This window comes from Halobacteria archaeon AArc-dxtr1 (assembly GCA_025517425.1).
Taxonomy (GTDB): domain Archaea; phylum Halobacteriota; class Halobacteria; order Halobacteriales; family Natrialbaceae; genus Halostagnicola.
The window spans coordinates 1,721,488-1,746,851 of record JAOPJY010000001.1 but is presented as its reverse complement, the minus strand read 5'-3'; the positions used below and the strand labels follow the sequence as shown (position 1 = coordinate 1,746,851).

The 25,364-nt window shown below is 62.5% G+C and carries 22 protein-coding genes and 1 pseudogene; 12 read left to right on the top strand and 11 right to left on the bottom strand.

Translation table 11 applies throughout. The features are described from left to right. Nucleotides 1-335 precede the first annotated feature (335 nt). Nucleotides 336-623 carry a translation initiation factor eIF-1A gene (gene eif1A / locus OB905_08855; protein MCU4926094.1) on the bottom strand — a complete coding sequence of 96 codons (288 nt, stop codon included), beginning with the start codon at nt 621-623 and terminating at the stop codon, nt 336-338. Between the two features lie 124 nt (nt 624-747). On the opposite strand from eif1A, the gene OB905_08850 reads away from it, so the two are divergent. Further along, complete coding sequence (locus OB905_08850; protein MCU4926093.1) at nt 748-927, top strand: hypothetical protein; 180 nt, start codon at nt 748-750, stop codon at nt 925-927. A 27-nt stretch (nt 928-954) separates the two neighbouring features. Here OB905_08850 and OB905_08845 read toward each other — a convergent pair whose 3' ends face one another. The 3 genes from OB905_08845 to rnz form a co-directional block, all read right to left on the bottom strand. Then, complete coding sequence (locus tag OB905_08845) at nt 955-1,344, bottom strand: universal stress protein (protein MCU4926092.1); 390 nt, start codon at nt 1,342-1,344, stop codon at nt 955-957. 69 nt (nt 1,345-1,413) lie between these two features. Beyond that, nucleotides 1,414-3,387 (bottom strand): DUF460 domain-containing protein, encoded by a 1,974-nt coding sequence (locus OB905_08840; GenBank protein MCU4926091.1) that lies wholly within the window; start codon nt 3,385-3,387, stop codon nt 1,414-1,416. 86 nt (nt 3,388-3,473) lie between these two features. Next, nucleotides 3,474-4,424, bottom strand: a complete 951-nt coding sequence (gene rnz, locus OB905_08835; protein MCU4926090.1) for a ribonuclease Z — start codon at nt 4,422-4,424, stop codon at nt 3,474-3,476. Between the two features lie 202 nt (nt 4,425-4,626). Here rnz and OB905_08830 point away from each other — a divergent pair, with 202 nt between their 5' ends. From OB905_08830 to OB905_08810, 5 genes are all read left to right on the top strand, one after another. Next, complete coding sequence (locus tag OB905_08830; GenBank protein MCU4926089.1) at nt 4,627-5,862, top strand: DUF4179 domain-containing protein; 1,236 nt, start codon at nt 4,627-4,629, stop codon at nt 5,860-5,862. Between the two features lie 72 nt (nt 5,863-5,934). Next, complete coding sequence (locus OB905_08825) at nt 5,935-6,942, top strand: AAA family ATPase (protein ID MCU4926088.1); 1,008 nt, start codon at nt 5,935-5,937, stop codon at nt 6,940-6,942. Nucleotides 6,943-7,046: 104 nt separating this feature from the next. Beyond that, nucleotides 7,047-8,681 carry a sensory rhodopsin II transducer gene (locus OB905_08820; GenBank protein ID MCU4926087.1) on the top strand — a complete coding sequence of 545 codons (1,635 nt, stop codon included), beginning with the start codon at nt 7,047-7,049 and terminating at the stop codon, nt 8,679-8,681. Then, nucleotides 8,678-9,385 carry a bacteriorhodopsin gene (locus OB905_08815; protein ID MCU4926086.1) on the top strand — a complete coding sequence of 236 codons (708 nt, stop codon included), beginning with the start codon at nt 8,678-8,680 and terminating at the stop codon, nt 9,383-9,385. The genes OB905_08820 and OB905_08815 overlap by 4 nt, the downstream gene beginning before the upstream one ends. Before the next feature lie 60 nt (nt 9,386-9,445). Then, on the top strand, nt 9,446-9,883 hold the full coding sequence (locus OB905_08810; GenBank protein ID MCU4926085.1) for an acyl-CoA thioesterase: 438 nt from the start codon (nt 9,446-9,448) through the stop codon (nt 9,881-9,883). A 58-nt stretch (nt 9,884-9,941) separates the two neighbouring features. On the opposite strand, the gene OB905_08805 is transcribed toward OB905_08810, so the two are convergent. Continuing rightward, entirely contained in the window at nt 9,942-10,211 is a 270-nt protein-coding gene (locus OB905_08805; GenBank protein ID MCU4926084.1) for a hypothetical protein, read from the bottom strand. A 295-nt stretch (nt 10,212-10,506) separates the two neighbouring features. Between OB905_08805 and nrdR the strand changes: the two genes are divergently transcribed. From nrdR to OB905_08790, 3 genes are read left to right on the top strand one after another with little or no spacing between them, the layout of a single operon-like run. Beyond that, nucleotides 10,507-10,986 carry a transcriptional regulator NrdR gene (gene nrdR / locus OB905_08800; GenBank protein ID MCU4926083.1) on the top strand — a complete coding sequence of 160 codons (480 nt, stop codon included), beginning with the start codon at nt 10,507-10,509 and terminating at the stop codon, nt 10,984-10,986. 17 nt (nt 10,987-11,003) lie between these two features. Further along, nucleotides 11,004-13,493, top strand: a complete 2,490-nt coding sequence (locus OB905_08795; GenBank protein ID MCU4926082.1) for a ribonucleoside-diphosphate reductase subunit alpha — start codon at nt 11,004-11,006, stop codon at nt 13,491-13,493. Between the two features lie 34 nt (nt 13,494-13,527). Then, nucleotides 13,528-14,520 carry a ribonucleotide-diphosphate reductase subunit beta gene (locus OB905_08790; protein ID MCU4926081.1) on the top strand — a complete coding sequence of 331 codons (993 nt, stop codon included), beginning with the start codon at nt 13,528-13,530 and terminating at the stop codon, nt 14,518-14,520. A gap of 66 nt (nt 14,521-14,586) precedes the next feature. On the opposite strand, the gene uvrB is transcribed toward OB905_08790, so the two are convergent. From uvrB to OB905_08770, 4 genes are all read right to left on the bottom strand, one after another. After that, nucleotides 14,587-16,644: an excinuclease ABC subunit UvrB gene (gene uvrB, locus OB905_08785; GenBank protein ID MCU4926080.1), complete on the bottom strand. Its 2,058-nt coding sequence runs from the start codon at nt 16,642-16,644 to the stop codon at nt 14,587-14,589. 107 nt (nt 16,645-16,751) lie between these two features. Further along, nucleotides 16,752-17,414, bottom strand: coding sequence for a cohesin domain-containing protein (locus tag OB905_08780; protein MCU4926079.1), 663 nt, complete (start codon nt 17,412-17,414; stop codon nt 16,752-16,754). Next, a complete protein-coding gene (locus OB905_08775) occupies nt 17,414-18,814 on the bottom strand; it encodes a hypothetical protein (protein MCU4926078.1) in 1,401 nt (466 codons plus the stop codon). Before OB905_08775 ends, OB905_08780 begins: the two co-directional genes overlap by 1 nt. Before the next feature lie 28 nt (nt 18,815-18,842). Next, nucleotides 18,843-20,138 (bottom strand): Tat pathway signal protein, encoded by a 1,296-nt coding sequence (locus tag OB905_08770; GenBank protein MCU4926077.1) that lies wholly within the window; start codon nt 20,136-20,138, stop codon nt 18,843-18,845. Nucleotides 20,139-20,317: 179 nt separating this feature from the next. On the opposite strand from OB905_08770, the gene OB905_08765 reads away from it, so the two are divergent. Further along, nucleotides 20,318-20,587: a hypothetical protein gene (locus OB905_08765; protein MCU4926076.1), complete on the top strand. Its 270-nt coding sequence runs from the start codon at nt 20,318-20,320 to the stop codon at nt 20,585-20,587. A gap of 236 nt (nt 20,588-20,823) precedes the next feature. After that, on the top strand, nt 20,824-21,144 hold the full coding sequence (locus OB905_08760; GenBank protein ID MCU4926075.1) for a hypothetical protein: 321 nt from the start codon (nt 20,824-20,826) through the stop codon (nt 21,142-21,144). 56 nt (nt 21,145-21,200) lie between these two features. Here OB905_08760 and OB905_08755 read toward each other — a convergent pair whose 3' ends face one another. Next, entirely contained in the window at nt 21,201-22,331 is a 1,131-nt protein-coding gene (locus OB905_08755) for an ORC1-type DNA replication protein (protein MCU4926074.1), read from the bottom strand. A 141-nt stretch (nt 22,332-22,472) separates the two neighbouring features. On the opposite strand from OB905_08755, the pseudogene OB905_08750 reads away from it, so the two are divergent. Then, a pseudogene (locus OB905_08750) lies at nt 22,473-22,745 on the top strand (IS6 family transposase). Between the two features lie 449 nt (nt 22,746-23,194). Here OB905_08750 and OB905_08745 read toward each other — a convergent pair. Then, a complete protein-coding gene (locus OB905_08745; GenBank protein ID MCU4926073.1) occupies nt 23,195-25,120 on the bottom strand; it encodes an NEW3 domain-containing protein in 1,926 nt (641 codons plus the stop codon). Between the last annotated feature and the right edge of the window lie 244 nt (nt 25,121-25,364).

Below are 25,364 nucleotides of genomic sequence, written 5' to 3'. Positions count from 1 at the left end.
CACTACCGGGTCCTTCGGACCGCTCGTTCGCGCGAATGCTCGTGTTCAACTCGCACACGTACGTACCAGTCAGTTCACAATCGAGGAATCCGTAACCAACCTCGTGGGAAGTGGACTACGAGACTCCACGTCCTCTCGGCGAGCGAGCGGTTCGAAGAACCCGAGTGACGCCGTTCACCGAGCGCGGAGCGCTCGGGCCGACGACTGACCTGGAACGAGCGTAGCGAGTGGAAGGGAAGGAGGAGTGCTTTTGATCGAAATTTTGTCGAGGGACGCGACGGCGTGCGGCAGCTACGCTGCCGTCGCCGTCGCAGACCGCAGAACAAAATTTCGTTTTACTGAATGTGGCCTTCCCGCCGGAGCTGATCTGCATCCGACTTCTCGTAGCGCCAGGTGATGTCGGCCTTCTCGTCTTGCCAGTCCCACGGAGAGACGAGTACGACGTCGTCTTCGCGGATCCAGACGCGCTTTTGCATCTTGCCGGGGATGCGAGCGGTGCGTTCGGTGCCGTCCGCACAGCGCACTTTGACGCGGTTCGCCCCAAGCATGTTGGTGACGGTTGCGAAGACTTCGTCGTCGTCGGGCATTCGGAGATTCTTGCGACCGCCCTCGTCGTCGCTCATGGACCGTGGTTCGCGTTCGAAGCGTTTAATCTTTTTTCAATCCGCCGTTCGGAACCGCCAGACGCCGGTTGCGTGGCATCGGCTGAACCACGTGGTTTATTTCGCTTGCCTGAGGACGGCCCGTATGCTCAAGAAACTCGGAGCGGTCGGCGCCGTGGGTCTCGTTCTCGTGATCGCTGGCGTCGCCCTCGTCGCGTGGCAGAATCCCCTCATCGCGGCCGGCATCGCGCTCGTGCTCGCCGGCCTGGCGCTGGTCGTCAAAGGGCTCGTCAGCGGGATGCTCCAGGCCTGGGGCATGTTCTGAGAGTCCTGAGAGCGAGGGCCCCCTCACTCAGGTCGGAACAGGGACGGAGACGACCGGTCGCTCGGTGTGCATCAAAATGCTTCGACCCGTGCTCCCGCCGATGATTCGTTCGGTAAACGAGTGTCGTCGGAGCCCGATCACGATCGTATCGGCGTCTACTTCGTCTGCAAGCGCGAGAACCTCGTCGGAAGGGTCGTTACCCCGCTGGAACTCGTGGGTTTCGACGGAGAGTCGCTTCTCGAGTCGCTTTTCGACGGTCTTGAGCGCTCGCCTGCCAGTTTGAATGCGCTTGGCGTCGCGGCTCGGTTGGGCATGAACGACGTGAACGGCGTCGCTGTCGCTGGCGACTTCCTCGAGGTAGTCACACAGGTGTTCGCTCGCCTCTGGCGTATCCGTGCCGACAACGAACGTTGTCATGCGAGTCCCCCACCACACGGACGGTGATAAGGATGTGCGCAGCCGTTGCCGGGGTGAGCGCGCGCTAACTTAGGCCTCGTTATCGCCGGCCCGATGTTCACTGATGAGACGGTCGACCATCGATGCCTTCTGATCCCGGCGCCGAACGCGGGCGCGCTCGTGCCAGTCGTCGATGACGGCCTCGACGTCTTCCTCGCGGGCGACGGCCAGTTCGTCGACCTCCTGCATGGCGACGTCGTCGGCAGGACCGACCGGAATCTCGTGCTCGAAGAGGATGCGGTCGGCAGCGTCGGAGAGACCACCCTGTTTGAGGATGACTCGTGGCCCGAACGAGGCGAGCAGTTTCGCGGTCGACGTCCCAGCACCGCTTGCGTCCCGGAGGAAGACGACGTCCTCTTCGGCGATCCCGTACTGATCGTCTGCCTCGCGGATCGCACCCTTGGTGAACTGCTCGACGACCTTCACCGGGACGAGCCCCTCTTTCTTCGCGGAAACATCGCTGAAGTTCGAGTGGTCGAGCTTCCAGAGGGCCTTCATCCGCTCGACTTTCGTCTCGAGGGCCGCGACCGCCTCGCGGGCATCGTCGCGCTCGTCTTCCAGACGGTCGGCGCGCTCCTCGAGGCGGGTTACCTCCCGTTCTTTCAACACCTGTCGGCGCTCCTCGCGCTTCGAGACGGCGAGTTCGGCCTCCAGATCGGCGATTCGCTCGTCTTTCGTCTCGACGCGCTCCTCTAAGGTCTCGACGTGGGACTGAAGGCGCTCGACCTGCCGCTCTAAGGAGTTGATCCGCTTTTCCTCGGCGGAGAGTTCGCGGGGCTCGTGATCGGTCGACTCCTCTTCGGGTTCGTCCTCGTCGGTCAGATCGGTGAGGACGGCCTCGACGCTTTCCTCGCCGGCGACGACCCGTGCGGTGACCTCTCCGCGGTCGATCCCCGGCGGCAGTTTGGCGGCGATGCGCTCGAACTGGTCTTCGTGGGCGTCACGGGCGTAGAGCGCGGCGGCCAATGCATCGCGCTGGTGGTCGTTATCGTACTGATACTCGCGCGTACGGTGTTGTTTCTCGTCGATCGGTAGATCGCGCTCGGGCGTCCAGCCGGCGGCGTCGAAGCTCCGGCGGAACTTTTCGACCGTTTCGGGCATCGGCGTCACGTCCGCGGCGACGACGATCGGCCGACCGCGCTCGACCAGCCACTCGATCACGTCGGCGGTGTCGCTCGTGCGCGAACTCCAGACGTCTAACACCTCGCCCTCCAGACCGACGATCGCGGCCGCGGTGGTGGTTCCGGGGTCGATGCCGACGACGACGTGATCGCGGCGCTTGGCGAGCGGGCGGAACTCGATGCCGTCGCGGCGTTCGCGCTCGATTTCGACGCGGACGTCGCCAGACCGATTTCGGGAGACGGGGATATCCTGTGGCCGGCTCTCGACGGTGAAGACGGCGTTCGCGAAGCCGCCGTAGGCCTCCCGGACCTCCCGCTCGTAGTCAAGATTCGCGGCGCCGAGTTCGGACTCGACCTCGCGAGCGCGCTTCTTCACGGAGCCGTGAATACGGCGGGTGTAGCGGTCCTCGCTCCAGCCGCCGCCCCCGGTCGAGCGTCCCCGCGAGACTTTGACCGTGGTCGTATCGGTAAATGCCGAGACCTCGTAGCCGACGTTGTGAGCTGCGAGGCGGGCGGCGGCCTCGGCTTCCTGCATCGGTTCCTTGCCGTAGGGGATGCCGTGGCGCTTTGCGACCCGGGAGAGGGGTTCTGGCTGCTCGTCGCCGGTGACCTGGACGAGCATCGTCTCGTCGGGCAGCGAGCCCAGAAACCGGACGAGAGCGTCCTTGTCCGCCGCCAGCTCGTACATGTTGTCCGTCGCGACGATGGCGGGCGTCTCGTCTTCGATCAGCCGCCGGAGCTTGCGCCCCGAGACGACGTCCCGATCGACGACCTCACCGTCGTAACGCACCAGGGCGTAGGAAGGCGTGTCCCCGCGGACGTCGCCGCTCTGGACGTCGACGCCGAAGACGACCGCGTCCAACGCGCTCGTTCGCGTGTGCACGGAGGGGTGTAGGGACGAGACGACAATAAATGCGACGCGGCCGCACCTCTAGAGAATGCGGACGCTCCGCTCGCGGTGCCCACACCTCAGCCGTCGGGATACGCCAGTTCGACGCGCTGGCCGTCCTCGGGGACGAACACCGCCTCCCCGCTACCATCTTCTCCCTCCGCGCCGAACACCTCACGGGCCTCCGCCAAATGGGCGGAGACGTCGCCCGCGTATCGGGAGGAGACGTGCATCAGTGCGAGCCGGTCGGCGCCTGCCCGGCGGGCGATCTCGGCGGCCTGTCGGGCCGTCGAGTGGGCCGTCTCGGTGGCCCGATCCGCGCGGTCCTCGGCGAAGGTGGCGTCGTGAATCAGCAGATCGGGCGATTCCGCGACCTCGACCGCCGCAGCCGTCGGGCGGGTGTCGCCGGTGTAGACCAGCGAGCGGCCGGGTCGGGGCTCGCCGACGACCTGCTCGGGGCGGACGACGGTACCGTCCTCGAGTTCGACGGGCTCGCCCTCGTGCAGTTTTGAGAACTTCGGGCCGACCGGGACGCCGAGTTCCTCGGCGTGCTCGCGGTCGAAGCGGCCCTTCCGGTCGTCCTCAACCAACGCGTAGCCGACGGATCGGGTGTCGTGGTCGGTCGCAAACGCCCGAACCTCGTACTCGTCGGCGCGGTAGGCGACGTCGCCGTCGCCGACTTCGTTGACGTGGACGGGAAACGAAGGTCGGTTCCCGAGGAGCGTGACGAGCGAGCGAATCTGCCGGCGAGTTCCCGTTGGACAGTGGATCGAGAGGGGTTGCTCGCGGTCGTTGAAGTCCATCGTCTGGAGCAAACCGGGAATGCCAAGAACGTGGTCGCCGTGGCAGTGCGTGACGAACAGCTGCGAGATCGCAAAGCCGGTCCGAAAGCGCATCAGCTGGCGCTGGGTCCCTTCGCCGGCGTCGAACAGCAACTGGTCGCCCTCGCGAGCGACGAAGAGACTGCTCGGATTGCGCGCTGGCGTGGGGACCGCCCCGGCTGTGCCGAGAAACGTCACGCGGAGGGTCATCAGCCGAACGTGGGCGGGCCGCGGGTAAACCGGCTTCGAAAGGCGGTCACGGCGACCAGACGCGCGCGCTGGCGGGGCCGACGAGACGGTAAGCAGAGACTACCACTACCACCGGGCTTCCTACCGATTCCCCGCCGCCGAGAACGGAGTGTGCGTTTTACATCGCCACGGACCGATCCGAGTACAGCTTCCAGATAGACAAATGAGCTCGCGACTACGGACCGGAAAACGGATCGTGGCGGTACTGATCGCCGTCGCGATCGTCCTCGCGGCCGGTGTGGTCGTCGGACAGTCGCCGTCGCTGTTCGGCGTCGACGAAGAGCCGACGGCATCGATCGAGTTCGAAGACCAGCACGGAAACGGCAGCGCCGTCACCGTCGACGCGGTCTCGCTCTCCGACGGAGGATTCGTCGTCATCGAGGACGGATCAGGGTCGACAATCGCTACCTCTGAGTACATGGGAGAGGGGAGTCACGAAAACGTCACCATCGAGGCCGACGAAGAGTACGAGGGCGAACTGTACGGGCAGCTCACGGCGACGGTGTACCAGGATACGACCGAGGACGAAACGTACGTCGGCGACGAGCAAGAGGACGAGTCGGACCGTCCGTACCTCGCGGACGGCCACCCGGTCAGCGACACCGCCACCGTGACGAGTGAAGAAGGAGCGGTGGTCGACTCCTTCGACGTCGAGGCGTTGTCAGTGCCGGCGAGCGCGACGACTAACGAGTCGGTCACCGTCACCGCTGACGTGTCGAATCCGACTGACCGGACCGACCAGCAACACGTTGATCTCCGCGTCGACGGAACAGTCGTCGAGCGCCAGCTCGTCGATCTCGAGACCGGCTCCTCACAGGAGGTAACATTCGAGGTTGAGCCGGGAACCCTCGCGCCCGGATCGCAGACGGTCGGCGTCTTCACGGTCAGCGACGGGGCACTGACCACGGTCGACGTCGAATTCGCCGGCACGCCCGCGCTCGCGGTGGTCGACGGCAACGAGAGCGGCGTGACAGCGAGTGCGTCCCTTCCGGGAGATGGGTTCGTCGCGGTAGAGCGGGCGGATGACGGCAACGCAGAGAACGAGACAGCGGCTGTCGATCCGCTGGGGGTAAGCGAGCAACTCGAGGCTGGTGACAACGAGTCGATCCCGATCGAGTTCGAGGAACCCGTCGATGCCGACGAAGAGCTGGTTGCGGTACTCTACGGAGGTGACGTCCACGAGCCGGAGAACGCGACCGTGGTCGAGGCCGACGACGGCGGCCTCCTCAAGGTCCCGTTCACGCTCGCCGAGGTGGCGGAGGGGCCGGTCGGTGACGAGCCGGAGATCGAGGAGGACGACGACGGCGGTGAGGAAGACGAAGGTGACGGTGACGAGGACGAAGCGGAAACCGACGACGGTGAGGCCGACGGCGAGGAGGCTACAGAGGCAGACAACTAGGCGGAGTAATGGGACGACCAGACGCCGTCTGAACCGACCGATTCTTACGCGATCCGCACCTACGCGTCGGCGATGGACGCGCCGCTGTGGACCGAGACCTACGCACCCGTGATCGAGGAGTTGCCACAGGACGACGCCCGGCGGTACCTAGAACGCGCGAGCGAGGAGCCGATCAACCTGTTGTTGCAGGGGCCACCGGGAAGCGGCAAGACGGCCGCGGCGCGTGCGCTGGCTCGCGAGGCCCACGCCGACCCGGAGAACGACCTGATCGAGATCAACGTCGCCGACTTCTTCGGCCGGACGAAAACCGAGATCAAGAACGACCCACGGTTCGAGGGCTTTCTGGTCGGTCGGTCGTCGCTCTCGAAACGGGATATGATCAATCGGGTACTGAAGGAGTCGGCCAGCTATGCGCCGGTGTCGGGGTCGTACAAAACGATCCTGCTGGACAACGCCGAGGATATCCGGGAGGACTTCCAGCAGGCGCTGCGTCGGATCATGGAACAACACCACCGGACGACGCAGTTCGTGATCGCGACCCGGCAGCCGACGAAGCTGATCCCGCCGATCCGGTCGCGGTGTTTCCCCGTCTCGATGCGTGCCCCGACAAGTGACGAGACCGTCGCGGTGCTCTCGCGGATCGTCGAGGCGGAGGGCGTCGACTACGAGCAAGAGGGACTCGAGTTCGTCGCGGGCTATGCCGACGGAAACCTTCGGACGGCGATTCTGGCGGCCCAGACTACCGCCGAGGGCGAAGGTGAGATCACGATGGGTGCCGCCTACGAGACCATCGGATCGGTTGGGCGAGACGAAATCGTCGAGGAAATGGTCGACGACGCCGAGAAGGGCTCGTTTACCGACGCACGAAAGACGCTCGACGACCTGCTCGTCGACGACGGATTAGACGGACAGGAGATCCTCGACGCGCTGCTCGACGTGGCGAGAAAACGCTACCACGGAGACGAACTCGCCCGACTTCACCGACTCGCGGCTAACATCGAGTTCGAGATGCAAGCTGGGACCAGCGACCGTATCCATCTCGCTCGTCTCCTCGCGGAAGTTGGACGAACGTCCCAGTAAGGCACAACGCATTCGGTCGAGGGACAGAGTGGTTCAGTTAGACGTAACAAATATCCTAACAGGGAAGGCGTCATACTTTACATGAAACTATTTGATATAGAGGTGTGAATATCGCACAGACGCTCCTTCCGTCGTACGTACGGCGGAGCTACACGGCAAGATTAGGGGCAGTTTTCGGTCTAGTCGTTGGGATCACACTATTGTTCGGCGGCGGCGTGTATCTCGAGTTGCAGTCGGCGCTCGAATCGGGTGACTCAGAGGCAGTCGGTGAGGTGGCAACCTCGGCAGTCCTGGGACTGATCGTTCTGACGATGATCAACCTGGGGCTGGTCGCCGCGACGATCGGTGGTAACACCGCGGCATCACTGTCCTCGCTCGTCCGGGCAACAAGCACCATGGCAGAGGGCGATCTCGATGTCGAACTCGAGACGCGACGAGACGACGAGATCGGTCGCCTCTACGAGGCGTTCGACGAGATGCGCCAGTCGCTTCAGGAGTCGATCGAAGAGGTCGAAGCGGCCCGCGAGAAAGCCGAAGCAGAGGCGACGCGTGCTGAGTCAGCCCGTGAAGAGGCAGAAGCGGAACGAAACCGGCTCGAAGCGGTCAACAGCGATCTCGAGGCCGACGCAAAGCGGTTCGAAGCTGTGATGGCAGACTGTGCAGCAGGCGATTTCACCCGCCGGCTCGAACCGCAAAGCGAGACCAGCGCGATGGTGTCGATCGCTACCTCGTTCAACGAGATGATCGAAGATATCGAGGCGCTGGTCGCGAGAATCGAGTGGTTCGCCGAGGACGTCACGATGACGAGCAAACAGGTTCGGGAAAACGGCGAAGACGTTCTCGACGCGAGCACAGACGTCAGCGACACAATACGGGAGATTTCCGACGGCGCGGATAAGCAGACTGAGAGAATTAGTTCGATCGCCAGAGAGATGAATGATATTTCAGCGCGAACGCAGGAAGTAGCAGATAGCGCCGACGCCCTCGCCGAGCGCTCGACCGAAGCCGAACGGACCTCGGAGGCCGGACTCGAGACGGCACAGGAGGCGATCGAGGAGATGAAGGCTATCGAAGCTCAGACCGAAGCAGCCGTCGAGGCGGTCGAGCAGCTCTCTGCAGAGATCGAAGAGATCGAATCGGCGACGGAGATGATCGCCGACATCGCAGAGCAGACGAACATCCTCGCGGTCAACGCCTCGATCGAAGCGTCACGGTCGCGAGACGGCGGCGAGGGGTTCGCCGTCGTCGCAAACGAGGTCAAGTCGCTGGCTGAGGAGACCAAGGAGGCGACCACCGAGATCGAGGAGATACTGGCGGGCATCGAAGACAAAAGTGAGACCACGGCGACGGATATTCGGGAGACGAGTACACAGATCTCCCACGGCGTCGACACAGTCGAGGAGACCGTCACCGCGTTCGACCAGATGGTCGACATTGTCGAGGACGTAAACGATGGGATCCAGGCGATCAACACCTCGACGAACGAGCAGGCTGAGTCGGTACAGGACGTGTTCACGATGGTCGAAGACGTCGCCGACATCTCCGACCGGACCGCAACCGAGGCGACAGGAGTCGTCACGGCAGCCGAAGGGCAGACAGCGTCGGTGCGTAACGTCTTCGGACGCGTCGACGAGCTGGCTGCAGACGCCGAAACGCTGCTCGAGGCGCTCGAAGAGATTGAGGTGGCGGTTGACGTCAACGGACAAGCGACGCCGGCAGCCGGAGGTGGACACGCGTGATCGAACTGACGAACTGGTTCTGGATCGGGATGCTGGGGATGACAGCGGGGACCGCAGCGTTCGCCTGGACTGGGCTGGCAGCCGACGAGGAGTACCGACAGTACTACGTCGTTCTGGTCGGGATCAGCGGTATCGCGGCAGTGGCGTACGCGACGATGGCGATGGAGATCGGTTGGGTGACAGTCGACGGACGAACGATCTTCACACCGCGATATATCGACTGGATCCTGACGACGCCGCTGTTGCTGATCTTTCTAGGGATGCTCGTCGGCCTTGAGCGCCAGGAGTATGCGCTCGTTATCGGGCTGAACACAGTTGTGATGGTCCTTGGCTTTGGAGGGTCGTTGCTCACGGGGGTTGAGCGGTTCGGCCTGTTTGGGCTGGCATCGATCGCGTACGTCGGCTTACTGTACCTCCTGCTCGGCCCAGTGACCGAGCGTGCCAACGAGCAAGCCGACGCGATCACGTCCGTCTTTACGAGCCTGCGAAACCTGACCGTCGTTCTGTGGTCGATCTACCCGATTATCTGGTTGCTCGGCCCGTCTGGCGTCGCGGTATTAACCCCGAGCGTCGACGTGATGCTGGTCATGTACCTCGATCTGGTGACGAAAGTCGGCTTCGGCCTCATCGCGCTTAACGCCAGCGCAACGATCGAGAGTGAACGCGGTGTCGTCGTGACCGGTGCCGAGGGCACAACGATCTGAGCGAGTGGCAGCCAGCCCGAATCACCGAGGATTCTTCATCCCTGGCACGAATCACGGCGTATGCCGACGCTACTCGACACGCACATCCAGAACCGCTTCTCGATCCAACCTCACCACGCCAACAACCACGGGACGCTCCACGGTGGGAACCTAATGAAGTGGCTAGACGAGATCGGCGCGATGTCGGCGGTGCGATTTACGGGCCAGACCTGCGTCACCGCGCAGGTAACCGATCTCGCGTTCGTCCGGCCGGTCCCGATCGGCGAGATCGCGTTAGTCGAGTCGTACGTCTACGAGGCGGGCCGGACCAGCGTCAAGGTCGCGCTGCGTGCCTGGCGAGAGGATCCACGCACTGGCGAGACGGAGAAGACGACGGAGTCGACGTTTACGTTCGTCGCCATCGACGAGGAGGGGACACCGGTCGAGGTTCCCGAACTTACCGTCGAGAGCGAGGAGGGCGAGCGCCTCCGCGAGCGGGCGCTCTCGGACGAGGAGTGAGCTGCAGGTTCGAAGGAGCGACAGAAACGACACCGGGCGGGCGCCGCCGGACAGCGCCTCAAACGGAGGTCAGTTCGCCGTTCCAGCCGGGATCCTGGCCGGTCTGTTCGATGTGGCCGGAGCGACAGGCCGGGCAGTAGTCCGGCGTCTCGGTACGGCCCCGGGGAACGTAGACCGCCCCGTCACACTCCACGCAGGCGCCGGAGACGACGGTGGCACAGTCCGCACAGACGTTGAAGTCGTCGACCGTGAGTTCGCGCAGGGGTTCGAGTTGTTTGTCCAGGGTGTACTCGTCGATGACCGCCTGACAGTTTTGACACGGTTTCATGGCGATGCAGTTCTGACCATGGTACACCCACACATAGTCTTGTCGCCGCCGGAGTTCGTTGCCGACCGCGTAGCTGGCGCAAAATAGCGCACGGGTCCGAACAGTGAGAGACACCGAATGGCCCTGCAAGGCGGGCCGTGTACGGACTTCGTCCCGACTAAAACAAGTGTGCTTGTTCTACATCAATCTAGTTGGGAAGGTTTTATGTGGGTACCGCTGGCACCAGATATTGCAGCTGAAACCGAGAGACCCCAGATATGGGGTTCCAACGCTGGAGGGTCACCGAGTGACAACTATGGACTGCCCGGACTGCGGGGACAAGCGAACGCGCGTCATCGATACCGAGCCAAGCGCCGACGGAACCTCCGTCCGACGGCGCCGGGAGTGTCACCGATGTTCGTTTCGCGTTACGACCTACGAACGTCCGGAGTGGGACTCCCTTCAGGTGAAAAAACGCGACGGAACCATCGAACCGTTCACCTGTACGAAACTTCGTGCGGGGATCGAGCGGGCCGTAGAGAAGCGTAACGTGTCCGAGGAAACGGTGACGAGCCTCGTCGACGACATCGAGCGCGCACTTCAGAACCGAGAGACGCGAATCGTTTCGTCGAGTCTCGTCGGCGAACTCGTCTCCGAGCGGTTGCGCGACGTCGACAAAGTCGCATACATCCGCTTCGTCTCGGTCTACAGAGCCTTCTCCGAACCCGAAGCGTTCCGTCGCGAACTTGATGCAGTCCTCGATGCCGAGGTCGACGAGTTCGACCAGCAACAGTAGCCAACAGATACCCACACATGAGCCACCAATCCATGACGACGACGCCGGATATCCGGTCGATCATCGACCGAGCACGTACAGACATCGAGACGAGCCTCACCACAGCAGACTGGGACGAGCTGGTCACCGAAATCGAGCGCAACTGCTACGACGGAGCCTCCACCGACGAGATCTACCAGGCTGTTATTCAGGCACTGACTGCGCGCGTCGAGACCGAGCCGGCGCTCAAACGCGTCGCCGCCGGGGTCTTCCGGCAGCGATACTACCGCGAGATACTCGGGGAGGACCTGACCGGGTTCGACCTCGATCGCGCGTATCGCGAGACGTTCGTCACGAACCTCGAACGAGCCGTCGATCTCGACCTCATAGACGAGCGCCTCACCGAGCGATTCGACCTCGCCGATCTCGCCGACTACCTCGACCTCGACCGCGACCGAAAGTTCGAGTATATGGCGATCGAGACGCTGTATCAGCGGTACTTTCTCAAGACCGAGCAGAACGGAGAGCATCTCGAACTCCCGCAGGCGTTCTGGATGCGAGTCGCGATGGGGCTCGCCGTCGAGGAGGACGATCCGCAGACGCGGGCGACGGAGTTCTACGACGTGCTCTCGAAACTGGAGTTTACGCCCTCGACGCCGACGCTATTCCACAGCGGATCGACTCACCCCCAGCTCTCGTCGTGTTACCTGACGACGGTACAGGACGACCTCGAGGACATCTTCGACGCGTACAAACACCACGCACAGCTCTCGAAGTGGAGCGGCGGGCTCGGCAACGACTGGACGAACCTCCGATCGGCGGGCGCGCTCATCGAGAGCACGGGCGTGGAGTCGACCGGAATCGTTCCGTTCCTCCGAATCAGCAACGACGTCACGGCGGCGATCAACCGCTCCGGAAAACGTCGCGGAGCCGCGTGTGCGTACCTGGCCTGCTGGCACCTCGACTTCCCGGCCTTTACCGACCTCAAACGCAACACCGGCGACGAGCGTCGCCGCACGCCGGATATGAACACGGCCGCGTGGATCCCGGATCTCTTCATGAAGCGCGTCGAAGCCGGCGAGCAGTGGACGCTGTTCAGTCCCGACGAGGTGCCCGATCTCCACGACCTCTCCGGAGCGGCGTTCGAAGAGCGCTACCGGGAGTACGAGCAAGAGGCCGACGACGGCGACCTTAGACAGTACGAGCGCGTCGACGCCGAGGACCTCTGGCGGAAGATGCTCACGCGACTGTTCGAGACGGGCCACCCGTGGCTGACGTTCAAAGATCCCTGCAACGTTCGCTCTCCGCAGGATCACGTCGGGACGGTCCACTCCTCGAACCTCTGTACGGAGATTACCCTCAATACCAGCGCGGACGAACACGCCGTCTGTAACCTGGGGAGCGTCAATTTCGCGACCCACGTTTCGGATGGGGAGAGCGCGGAACGCAGTTCCGCGGAGACCGAGCGAGCGGACTCGTCCGCGAGGCTCGATCGCGAGCACCTCGCGGAGACCATCGAGACGGCGATGCGGATGCTCGACAACGTCGTCGATCTCTGTTTCTACCCGACCGACGAGGCCGAACACTCGAACATGCAACACCGACCCGTCGGACTCGGTGTGATGGGGTTTCACGACGCCCTGATGCAACTGGAGGTCCCGATGGACTCCGACGAAGCGGTCGAGAAAGCCAATCGCTGGCAGGAGTTCGTCTCCTATCACGCGATTCTCAACTCCTCGAAACTCGCGGCCGAGCGAGAGCCGTACCCCTCCTACGAGGGGTCGAAGTGGGACCGCGGGCTCCTCCCGCAGGATACCGTCGACCTCCTCGAAGACGAGCGCGGCCGTGAGATTCCGACCGAACGCGAGGAGACGCTCGACTGGTACGTCGTCCGCGAATACGTCGCGGAACACGGCATGCGGAACTCGAACACGATGGCGATCGCCCCGACGGCGACCGTCTCGACGATCAACGGGACGACGCCGTCGATCGAGCCCCTGTACTCGAACCTCTACGTGAAGTCGAACATGTCGGGAGATTTCACGATTATCAACGACCAGCTCGTCGAGGATCTGCGGAAACGGGATCTCTGGGATGACGAGATGATCGACCGCATCAAGTACCACGACGGGTCGATTCAGGAGATCGGCATCGTTCCGGACGAGCTAAAACGCCGCTACCGCGGGGCGTTCGAGATCGATCCGCGCCACCAGATTCGACTGACCGCACACCGACAGACGTGGATCGACCAGTCCGTCTCGCACAACGTCTTCTTCCCGTCGACCGACGGCTCGCTCCTGACGGACGTCTACGAGACCGCCTGGGAGCTGGGGCTGAAGACGACGTACTACCTCCGGACCCTCGGCGCGTCCCAGATCGAGAAGTCAACGCTGGACATGTCCGAGTACGGCAAGACACAGCATCGAGACGGGTCGGCGTCGGAGACGATCAAATCCGATGGCGGTCGTCCCGCCGACGAGGGCGATCTCTGCAAAGTCGAGGATCCGACGTGCGACGCCTGTCAATAACGCGCAAAACAACGCTCACTCACTCATACCAACGATGCCGATCATCAACACCGACGCCGAACACGATCCGAACAAGATCCTGCCGATCGACTACGACTGGGCTCGAGAGTACTACGAAGCCGGTGTCAACAACAACTGGGTTCCCGAGGAGATCGCGATGCAAGACGACGTCACCCAGTGGAACGGTGACGCCCTCTCCAAGGCCGAGCGCCAGCTGGTCGAGTGGAATCTCGGGTTCTTCTCGACGGCCGAGTCCCTGACAGCGAACAACATCGTTCTGGCGGTGTACGACCACGTCACGGCGCCCGAGTGTCGCCAGTACCTCCTCAGACAGGCCTACGAGGAGGCGATTCACACGGACACGTTCATTTACTGCTGTGACTCGCTTGGATTCGAGCCGGAGTATCTCTACGGGATGTACGACCGCGTCCCCTCCATTAAGGAGAAAGACGAGTTCGTAGTCGACCTGACGCGGGTAATCGACAAAGACGAGTTCAGCATCGAGACCGACGAGGACCTGCGGAACTTCCTCCGCGACCTCGTCGGCTTCTACGTCATCATGGAGGGGATTTTCTTCTACGCCGGGTTCGCCATGATGCTCGGGCTGAAACGCCAGAACAAGATGGTCGGCGTCGGCCAACAGTTCGAGTACATCATGCGCGACGAGTCGCTCCACCTCGGCTTTGGTGTCGATCTGATCAACCAGATTCGGACGGAGAATCCCGGCGTGTGGACCGACGAGTTCGGTGACGAAGTGGTCGATCTGATCACCGAGGCCGTCGAGTTAGAGAAGATCTACGCCTACGAGGCGTGTCCCGACGATATCCTCGGAATGAGCGCCGGGCAGTTCGCCGAATACGTCGAACACATCGCAGACCGGCGACTCGGACAACTCGACCTCCCGGACCAGTACGGGACGGAAAACCCGTTCCCGTGGATGTCCGAGCAGGTCGACCTAAACAAGGAGAAGAACTTCTTCGAGACGCAGGTGACGGAGTACCAGAGCGGCGGCAGTCTCGACTGGTAGGGCAGAGAGTCTCGCTAGAAACGAGTCGCTGTTGATCGTCGGCCCCTGCCGATCGTCGATCCGGTATCAGAACTCCTCGGTCGGCGGCGCGACTCCCTCCTCGTCACCGCCAGCCAGCTCGAACTCCTCTCGGACTTCGCGGATACGGTCGCGGATGTCGGCGGCGAGTTCGAACTCGAGGTTGCTCGCGGCCTCCTCCATACGCGTTTCGAGCTCGTCGACGTACCTGGCGGCCTCGTCTTCGTCTTCGAGCGAGTGCCCGGAGACCTCGCTGGTGTCGGTCTTCGATCCAGGAAGGTTCGTCTCGCCGACTTCCTTCTCGATCGTCGTCGGCTCCAGACCGTGCTCGTCGTTGTACGCCTGCTGAATCTCCCGGCGTCGACGGGTTTCGTCAATAGCGGACTCCATCGCCGACGACGGCTCGTCGGCGTAGAGGATTACCTCGCCGTTGACGTTTCTGGCTGCGCGCCCCATCGTCTGGACGAGTGTCGTCTCGCTCCGGAGGAATCCCTCCTGATCGGCGTCTAGAATCGCCACCAGACTCACCTCGGGGATGTCGAGTCCTTCGCGCAGGAGATTGATGCCGACGAGGACGTCGATTTCTCCGAGTCGGAGCGACCGGATGATCTCGTGGCGCTCCAGAGTATCGGTCTCGTCGTGCATGTAGGCGACGTCGACGCCGGCTTCCTCCAGGAACTCGGTGAGGTCTTCGGCCATCCGCTTGGTGAGCGTTGTGACGAGCGTGCGCTCGTCGCGCTCGATCCGGTTGTCGATGCGGTCCATGAGGTCGTCGACCTGCCCGGTGGCCGGCGAGACCGAAATTTCGGGATCGACGAGGTGAGTGGGGCGGACGATCTGCTCGACGATCCGGTCTGACTCCTCGCGCTCGTAGTCACCCGGCGTGGCCGACACGTACAGCGTCTGGTCGGTCTTCTCCTCGAACTCCTCGAACGTAAGCGGTCGGTTGTCGTAGGCCGTCGGGAGGCGAAAGCCGTTCTCGACGAGCGAATCTTTTCGGGACTTGTCGCCGGCGAACTGCCCCCGGATCTGGGGTAAGGTGACGTGGGATTCGTCGACGACGGTCAGGAAGTCGTCGGGGAAGTAATCGAGCAGGGTGTAGGGGGCCTCGCCGGACTCGCGATCCGAGAGGTAGACGGAGTAGTTCTCGATGCCCGAACAGTAGCCCGTCTCGGCCATCATCTCCAGGTCGAACGTGGTGCGCTCCTCGATGCGCTGGGCGGCGAGCAGGTCGCCCGTTCGCTCGAAATACGAGATCCTGGAGTCGAGATCGGAGCGGATCTCGGCCATCGCGTCCTCGAGCGTTTGCTCGGGGATCGAGTAGTGCTCTGCTGGGTGGACCAGGACTGCCTGCTGCTCGCCTTTGGCTTCGCCCTCGAGCGGATCGACTTTGACCATACGATCGATCTCGTCACCCCAGAGTTCGACCCGGACGGCGTAGCGGCCGTACATCGGGTATATCTCGATCGTGTCACCACGGACGCGGAAGGTGCCCTGCGTGAAGTCGACGTCGTTGCGTTCGTAGTTCAGGTCGACGAGCTGGGCCAACAGCTCGTCGCGGCCAATATCCTCGCCGACCTCGAGACGGAGCGCCATCTCGACGTAGTTACGCGGGTCACCCAGCCCGTAGATTGCCGACACGGAAGCGACGACGATCACGTCCTCGCGGGTCAGCAGCGAGCGCGTCGCCGAGTGTCGGAGACGATCGATCTCGTCGTTGATCGAGGCGTCCTTGTCGATGTAGGTGTCCGACTGCTCGACGTAGGCCTCTGGCTGGTAGTAGTCGTAGTAGGAGACGAAGTATTCGACGGCGTTGTCTGGAAAGAGATTCCGGAACTCCTCGTAGAGCTGGGCCGCCAGCGTCTTGTTGTGGGCGATGACCAGCGTCGGCTTCTGGACCTCCTCGAGCACCCAAGAGACGGTGTTGGTCTTGCCCGACCCGGTCACGCCGAGCAGAGTCTGTTTGTCAGCCTCCGAGGCGAAGCCGTCGGCCAGCTGCTCGATCGCCTCGGGCTGGTCGCCGGCGGGCTCGAATGGAGCGTCGACCTCGAAGGGGTGGTCGACATCTGGACGGTCCGGCTGGAGAGGGCCTCGAGTGTCGCTCACGGTATCCCGGATAGGAACTGGAGGCACTTGACCGGTGCGCTTGACGGGTGAACGCGCCCAACAGTCGGGTGCAGAGCGGTCGAGCAGCCGCGGATAGGACGCTCTCGTTAGCGCTTCGCCGAGGTAGTCCGGGCCGCCACCGCGAGGAGAAGAAGCGCGGCGATCGCGGCTGCGGCGCCGAGTGCAGGGACCGAATCGGTCAGACTGTCAGACTCGTCAGTTATTTCGACGGTCCCCGACCGGGGAAAGATAAACTGCTGACCCGCCGTCGTGTGTGCCTCGCTATCGGTAAACTCGAGAGTCGTCTCGCCCTCCTCAGCACTCTCCTCGATCTGGACCGTGAGGGTCGCGACCGGCGCAGTCCCAGTCACACCTGCTTGGGCGTCGAGACGCTCCTGCTCGATCGACACCGTGCCCGAGTCGGTCTCGACGGTCGTCTCGACATCGCCCTCAGCGCCGGACGACGACGCGTCCTCGCCGGCGAGCCATGCACCCTGTTCGACGCCAACGACCGAGAGTACCTCATCGTCGTACTCGACCGTCGTAGCGAGATCGACGACACCCTCTCCGCCGTAGTCACCGTGGCTCGAGAAGATGATATCGACGTCGAACTGCTCGCCAGGTTCGGCCTCGACGTCATCCGGATCAAACGTGTACACGGCAGCATTATCACCCGCTGCGACGGGTGCAGTGATGGCGGTGAGCGCGATCGCGAGTGCCAAGAGAGCGACGGCAAGGAGTGCAAGCGGCTGGCGTCGACTCCCCGGCATTACTCACCTCCAGGAACGGTCAGTTCGACGGCGGGCATTTCGAGGAACGCAGTCTCGTAGCCCTGGTGGCGAGCCACCTGCGGGAACGAGTCGATCTCGATCCGGACCGTATCGCCCGCCTCGACGTCCTCGAGGGCGGTCCCGTAGTGGAGATCGTACTCGCCGTCGATCGTCTGGACGAGATCGACCTCGGAGACCGCCTCGCCGTCGCGTTCGACGACCCCGGTCAGAGACATGTCCGGCAGCGGAACGCGGTTGTACGGTGTTCGCGGCGAGACGAGGAGGTAGCGCTCATCGTCGTCGACGAACCGCGATCCGGACTCGAACAGCGTGACCACGAACCGGGCGTCGCCGCTCTCGGCAAGCTCGTCGTCCTCGGAGACCGACTCCGCGTCGGGCTCGAGGTGCGTTCCCGGATAGTGGTCGGCGGGCGGCAGTTCGGAGTAAGGGACGTGGTGGTCGTGGTCGCCGTGGTGGTCGTCCCCGTTATGCTCACCGTGGTCATCGGCTCCGTCATGGTCACCATGATCGCCGTGGCTATCGTCACTGTGACCGTCTCCGTCATGATCACCGTGGCCATCGTCACTGTGACCGTCTCCGTCATGATCGCCGTGGCTATCGTCGCCACTGTGGCCACCATCATCGTCGTGGCCCTCGTGATCTCCGTGATCGTGGCCGCCGTGGTCCATCGGTTCGAGTGCGCCGGGTTCACCCCACTCGTCTTCGTCTAGGTACTCGACGCCACCGACGACGTCCTGGCGGAACTCGTCGTCGTACTCGAACTCGAAGCTCGCCGTCTCGGACTCCTGAAACGTGCCCTCGAGGTCGCCCGTCAGCTGCACGTCGAGTGCAGGAAGCGTGACCTCCACGGTGTAGGTACCATCACCGGGAAGCGAGACGTTGTCGCCGAAGTGAAAGCCCATCTCCTGGGAGAGCATCGACCACGGAATCCGGGGCGAGCCGACCTCCTCACCGTCCTGCATGACGCGGAGTTCAGATCCCTCGGCGACCGGAAGCACGACGCCCGTTTCGGCGTCCCAGACGGTGAACATCAGGTGAACACCGGTTCCGTCCTCGGGCTGCTCTTCTGAGAGTTCCTCGTCGGCGACGACCCAGAAGGGGTGTGGATAGGAGAGCATCGGCGCGAGGGTGTAGTCGCCGGCCTCGATGGGGTCGAGCATCCGCATTGATTCGCGGTGCGTCGGGAGGTAGACCGCGTCCGGGGGGTCCTCGACCATCGGAAACTCCGGGAGCGGTGGCTCGTCCGGATCGTCACTGTCGTCGCCGTTCTCGTCGTCCGATGCGCCGTCGAGACAGCCGGCGATCGCCGCGAGGGAGGCGGAGACGCCGGTCGCAGCGGCCGTCTTGAGGTACGTTCGTCGCGTCGTGTGGTCGGTCATGGTGTGATCGGTGGAAGTGAAGTCGACATCATTCAGGGTCGGGGTGTGGAAGCGCACGTCGGGAGCGCGGTGGAACGAGGTAGTTGCCGCGTCGGTCGACGAAGATGTAGCCAAGAATACCGTGATTCTGTGGCTGTCCGATCGGCAGGTCCGCGCCGGTCATCGCCTCGCGAACGCGGACGAAGTCCGCAATCTCGCGTTGCAGCGAGAGAAAGTGCAAGCCTGGGCGATCACCGTCGACGGTGTTGAAATCCCGTCGCAGGAGGAGCGGGTCGCCGTCCTCTCGGGCTCGGGCAGCCTTCTGGGCGTGGCCGACGACCCCGCGGTTCCGGGCATCCTCGTCTGTGGCGTCGATCCAGTCGTCTGTCAGCGCGCTCGAGGAGCCAAGGGAGTCCCCGACTCCCGAAATCAGGTCCGCATCGTTGTGGTGTGGGCTAAACGTCTTCATGACGCGCTGGGCGTGGCTCTCCTGGTCGAACCACTGGTCGAGCTGGATCGCCATGGAGGAGACGTGCTGGGTCGTACCGCCGGCAAACGGACCGGACTCGATCGTTACACGGCCTTCCGTGGCCTGGCTCTCCCGAAAGCCGGACCGAAAGCCCATGAAGAAGGGGGCGTCCTCGGGAACCGACTCGGGGACGCCGCTGACGTCGATCTTCTCGGCGGGCAGCCCCGGACCGACGAATCCGGTCCGTCGGCGGTCGTCGTGGCGAGCAAAGACGCCGGAGAGATCGGTTTCGACGGGCTCCCCGTTGACGTCGTCGAGTTCGCCGAACAGCGCCTCCTCGGCGGCGAGCACGACCGCAGCGCGATCGCTGGCGAGGTGGAGCACGGCGTCGAACTCGTCGAACTCGAGGGTGTCGGGGCTCTCGCGGTCGGTCAATGGCTCGGGCGCCGGCAGGTCGACCGCGTCGGGAAGCGAGCCGTCGAAGCGCTCGAAGTAGGTGGGCGTGTACCCAAGCGTGAACAGCAGCCCCTCGTTGCTCCACTCGTAGGCCCGCTCGAGCGTTCGCAGCGCCGCCTCGACGGTCTCAGCCGCGTCTTCATCCGGCCCGGGTTCCCCATCTGCCTCGACGTCGGGAGTCAGCGAGAGTGCGAGGAGAACGTGGTGTTCGGGCGGGCGGACGTTGCCGTCGTCGTCGGTTTCGAGATACTCGTTCCAGGCGTGTTGGCGATCGGGAAGGGTGGTGGGGTCAGTTCCGGACGGCACGTCGTCCTCGCCGTCCGCCTCAAGACAGGCACCGAGAGCAGCGAGACCGCCGGCTGCGACGGCGAGGCGGACGTACTCACGGCGGGAGAGATCGGAACGGTCCGGAACTGTCACTATGAGAGAGGGATGGAGTCGAAGAAGTATATATGTGTATCTTCGGTGGCGGCACGAAATCGGCTGTCAAACGCGGATCTGCGGATACCGAACGTCCCGAATCGAGATAGCGGGGCGTCGGCATCTCAGACGACCGACGTGCACCCAAGCTCTTTGCGTCGGGTTGTGGTGGAGCCAGTATGGCAGACGAACTCGAGACCGTCCGCGCGAAGCTCGTGGAAGCGTCCGAAACGACCGCTGATGGCGACCTCGCCGCCGACATCCGGGACGGTGCCGCAGGGTTCGAAGAGCTGGTCAAGCAGGATCGGGAGCCGGATCACGCGGTCCTCGATGGGCGGTTGAACGAGCTACGCCAGCTCCGCGAGCGGGCCGACGGCGAGGCCGCGTCGACGCTCGAAGAGGCAGTGAAAACCGCCGAATCCTACCGCGAACAGATCCAGAGCACCTGAGAAAGGAATCAAGAGAGCGTTGCGGTGCTGTCGGATGCCAGAAGAGTGTATCGCTTCTACCTCGGTGAGAACGTGCCAGTGACGCGAAAAATAGCCGGTCGCCGGCAGAAATACGTTTTTCCTAACTATTCTGTTACCTAACAGGTAAGCCACATCGTTCCTTACCCTCCCTGAAAACCACACAAATAGGAACGATGCGCAATCGAGATCGATATCAGGTACGAGTGGAGGGGAACATGGTTGTCGTCGACTTGCCGAAAGGACTCGAGTTGACCGGGGAAACCGGAAAGCAAATCAACGACGAGTTTGCGGAGGCGGTCGCGAAGCCGTCGACGGATGCAGTACTGACGTTGTTGAATGTCGAGAACCCACTGAGTTCGGGCGTCTTCGATGAGGTCAAACGCGGCGCAGCGATGGCCGAACAATCCGGAATCGATCGGTGGGCGATCGTAGTCACACAGCGAGTCAAAGGGATGGCATTCGACAGTTCGCTGGACGAACTCGACACCCACGTGTTCGAAAGCGAGTCCGAAGCCAGAGAGTGGGTAAACGGCTGAAGTGAGGCGATCCAACCGATCGGGATAGGCGCAGTCGAGATGTTGCAGACAGGAGGCTACTCGAGCCGATCGAGCACGGCCGACTGCTCGTAGGCGAGCGAGAGCGAGCGCGAGCGCCCGCGGCCCTCGATGTCGGCGTAGTCGGCTTCGATTAGGCCGAGCTGGTCTAACTTGTTGACGATCTCGGAGTACCGCGTGTAGCCCAGATCGGTCTCCTCGTGGAAGCGCTCGTAGACTTCGCCGGCCTGTTCGCCGTCGCGCTCGGCGAGCACCTGAAGCAGGGCGCGCTCGTTGTCGGTGAGCCCCGAGAGGCTCCGCGAGAGGCTGACGTACTTGGACTTCTCGTAGGCCGACTCGACGTCCTCGCGCTCGACGGTGCGGCTCGCGCGCATCTCGGCGTTGAGTCCGGCCCGCCGAAGCAGGTCGATTCCGACCCGAAGGTCACCGCTGTCGGCGGTCAACTCGGCGACGTACTCCAGGGTCTCGCGGGCGATGACGCCGTCGTGAAACCCTCGGCGGACGCGCTCGTCTAAGATGTCGACGATCTCCGGGCCGTCGTAGACGGGAAAGTATACCTCTTCGGGACGGAAGACGCTCTGGACCCGCGAGTCGAGTTCGTCGATCACTTCGAGCGAGGGATCAGAGGAGACGACGATGACGCCGATCTTGGCCCCAGGGTACTCCTCGTGGGCCCGAAGCAGAGAGTACAGCGTGTCCGAGGCCTCGTTCTCGTAGAAGAGATAGTTCACGTCGTCTAGAGCGACGACGAGCACCCGGTCCTCGTCGACGAGTTTCTCGGCGATCTGGCCGAACAGCTTCTTGAAGGAGATTCCCGACGAGGGCGGCTCGTAGTCGAAGGTTCCCTCGAATAGCCGCGAGAAGACGGAGTAGCGGGTCGCGTTGACCTGACAGTTGACCCGGATCGTCCTGACGTCTCGCGTCTGGGCGCCGACCTCGTCGAAGAGTTTCTGGATGGCCGTCGTCTTCCCGGTCCCTGGCGGGCCGCGAACGAGCGCGTTCAGCGGACGCGAGCCCCGAACTGCCGGCCGAAGCGCGTACGTCAGGCTCTTGGTCTGAGACTCGCGGTGTTTGAACGTCTCGGGAACGTAGTCGATCTCGAAGACGTGTTCGTTGCGGAACACGGATTCGTCCCACGAGAGCATCCCCCCGTCGGGATCCTCGGTCATTACTTTCACCAGGCTGTCGAACCCACTTAGTTGTTTGCTGGCGGGAGTCGGTCACGTGTCGGTAACGCTGACGGATACGCCAGAGGGGTTTTCAGCAAGAATAGAGTGAAAAGCATCTGCCTCAAATATTGTCGCACCTAGATCGAAGGAGACTCTGTGGCGCGAGAGCGGACACCGCGTCAGCTGGTGGACCTCAGTGTCCGGAAGTATCTCACCAAGTTATCGCTTTCATATACAATTCGAAAGGTAGAGACATATGACGTCAACCGAGTACGGAAAGCCGTTCACAACTGGGTACAACAGGGTAGTCTACAGCCAGCCAGCAATGTTGTCCAGATCACGTGGCTCTCAACGAGACGATGGTCGAATCAATGGACAGCAGTCTGGCTGTACGCTGCCGTCGATTCAGACACCGTTCGATTGTTCAGAGACGGTCTTTCGGCGCCTGTAGGGACATTGGCGTGGCAATTTCTTCGGAACGGTCATGAGAAACTCGAGGGCAAAGCGTTTCGATAACTGCCGGAATTTCTCGAGAGTCCACACGATCTGTGACCTAAAAAACCATGATTCTCGTCGATGACGGTCACCCGCTGACGGCTACATCACAGCGATTCAGATCTCGGCCTCTCTCTTGAGCACGACGGGGATGAGTATGTTGGGAGATATGTCTGCTAAGAGAATAAAATATAGATCTGAGAGATTGGTTATATTTCCATCCACGTCGAGCCTGCCTGCACTCGGCCCGCATTCACAGTATCTCGTAAGAGGGTGAATTGACAGACGACAGTGGATCTCCTGTTTTGTGGAACAGGCGATGGGTGAGAGACACCCAATCAACTACTAGGTGCCGTCGTTCAAGAGGATTAGCGGCCCGAAATGAGCCACCCGTTGCGCATCCAGAACTCGACTGTCAGTTCGTCCGCATCCTCGGGGATCTCAAACTGGTAGGTCCAGTAGTCCTCGCCGTCGGCCCATCGGTGGCTTTCAGGATCGGCCCCGCTGGAGTTGTCTTCGACCAAGTACGCCTCGTCCTCGGTGGGGACGTCGAAGGTGTGAGCCAGCTCGCCGTCAGCGAGCATCGTCAGCTGGTTGAGCGCGACGCCGAACCCGTCGTCTGGGTACGAATCTTCGAATCGGAGCTGAATCTGGTCGGCGGGCAAGAGTTCGCTCAGGTCAGCCTCGTACGGACCCCAGCCGCAGGCTGGATCGTCCGCGTCCCACTCCAGACAGCGGTCGTCCGGCCCGTCGAAGACATCCTCAAAGTGGAACACCTCCTCGAACTCGCGATCGTCGCCCTCGACGGTCAGTGTGGCGCTCGCCGTATGATCGCCGGTGTCGAGTTCGTACTCGTACTCGTCGCCGAAGAGGTCGCCGGTGTCGACTTCGAACGAGAGGTCTTCAGTTTCGTCACCGTCGAGGCTGAGCTCTACCACGTCGCTCTGTCCACCGACGGTAAACTCGACGTCCCGGGTTCCCTCTGCCTGGCTGTTGTTGAGGATGGTGGCGTCGACGGAAACCACCTCCCCGTGTTCGACGGTGGTATCCCCTGGTTCGAGGTCCGTGACCACGAAGTCGGCGAGCACCGACGGATCCGTCTCCGGATCCTCGACGTCGCTCGCCGGAATCGTTCGAGTCGAAATCTGCCACCCGTTTCGCATCTCGAACTCGACCGTCAGTTCCTCGGCTCCCTCGGGGACGTCGAACTCGTAGATCCACCAGGCCTCGCCATCGGCAAACCGCCAGGACGACGTGTCCCCCTCGTTGGTGTTAGATCCGGACTCCTCGACGAGGTACTCCTCTACTTCCGTCTCCGAATCGCCGTCTATGACGTGGATCTCCTCGCCGTCGGCTCGGACGGTCATCTCTAACAGCGACACCCCGTAGCCGTCGTCGGTGTACGGGTCCTCGAACAGCAACTGGACGTTCTCGGCGGGGAGGAAATCGCTCAGGTCGATTTCGTACGGCCCCCAACCACAGGCAGGGTTATCTCCGTCCCATTCGATGCAGCGATCGTCCGGCCCCTCGAAGATGTCCTCGAAGTGGGTCGATTCCACGAATTCGATCCCATCCCAGAGGTCGATCGCAACCGGGAAGCTCGCCGATCCGTCGGCGGACTCGTTGGCGGACGTATAGCTGGCCGACGCAGTCAATTCGTGCTCGCCCTCGGCATCGGCAGGGACAGTCAACGTCCACGTGACGTCTTGAGAACCAAGCGCTGCTAACTCGTCGAACGTAGTCCCGTCGGGATCAGTGAGTTCCCATCCATCGGGAACGCCAAGGTCGATTTCGCCGTCCTCAAGCGGTACTGGATATGGATTGCTGATCGTTCCTGAGAGGGTTTGTTCGCCCTGTCCAACCTCGTCTTCGTCAAGCGTAAGCAGCGGGTCGTCATCTAACACACCGTCGACGTCGAGGGTCGCACTCACACTGTCGTCCTCGGTGACCAGCTCATACTCGTACTCGCCGACGTCGAGGGCTGTAGTCTCAATCTCTGCGAAGTACACGTTCTGGGTCTCGCCGCCGGTCAGCGTCAGGCTCTCAGTAGCCTCGCTGTCACCATCAAAGAGTAACTCGACCTCCTGAGTCCCCTCGTCATCGCCACTGTTCGTAAGTTCAGCACTGACGTCGATACCCCCTCCGCGTTCTACCGTCTCATCACCGGGTAACAGTTCATCCACTTCGAAAGACGACGGTTCGTCACCGGAACCATTTGTATCGTCGCCGTTTGCATCGTCACCGTTTGCATCATCGCCGTTTGCGTCGTCGTCGCCCAAACAGCCAGCCAGCACACCGGCTATCCCGACTGTTCCCATTCCCTCCAAGAAGCGACGCCTATACCGCTCGATCCGTGTATTTGATTTGGACCCCATAGCAGTGAGACAATATAACAGACATCATATTATTCTTTTCATCCATATTATTTGGAGAGATTATCTGTCGGGGATGGCTACGAATCATCGTACCCTGCGAAACTGTCCTGAGACAGACCAACACAATGTAGAGACTGAAGGGGGAAACGGCGACAAGATCAAG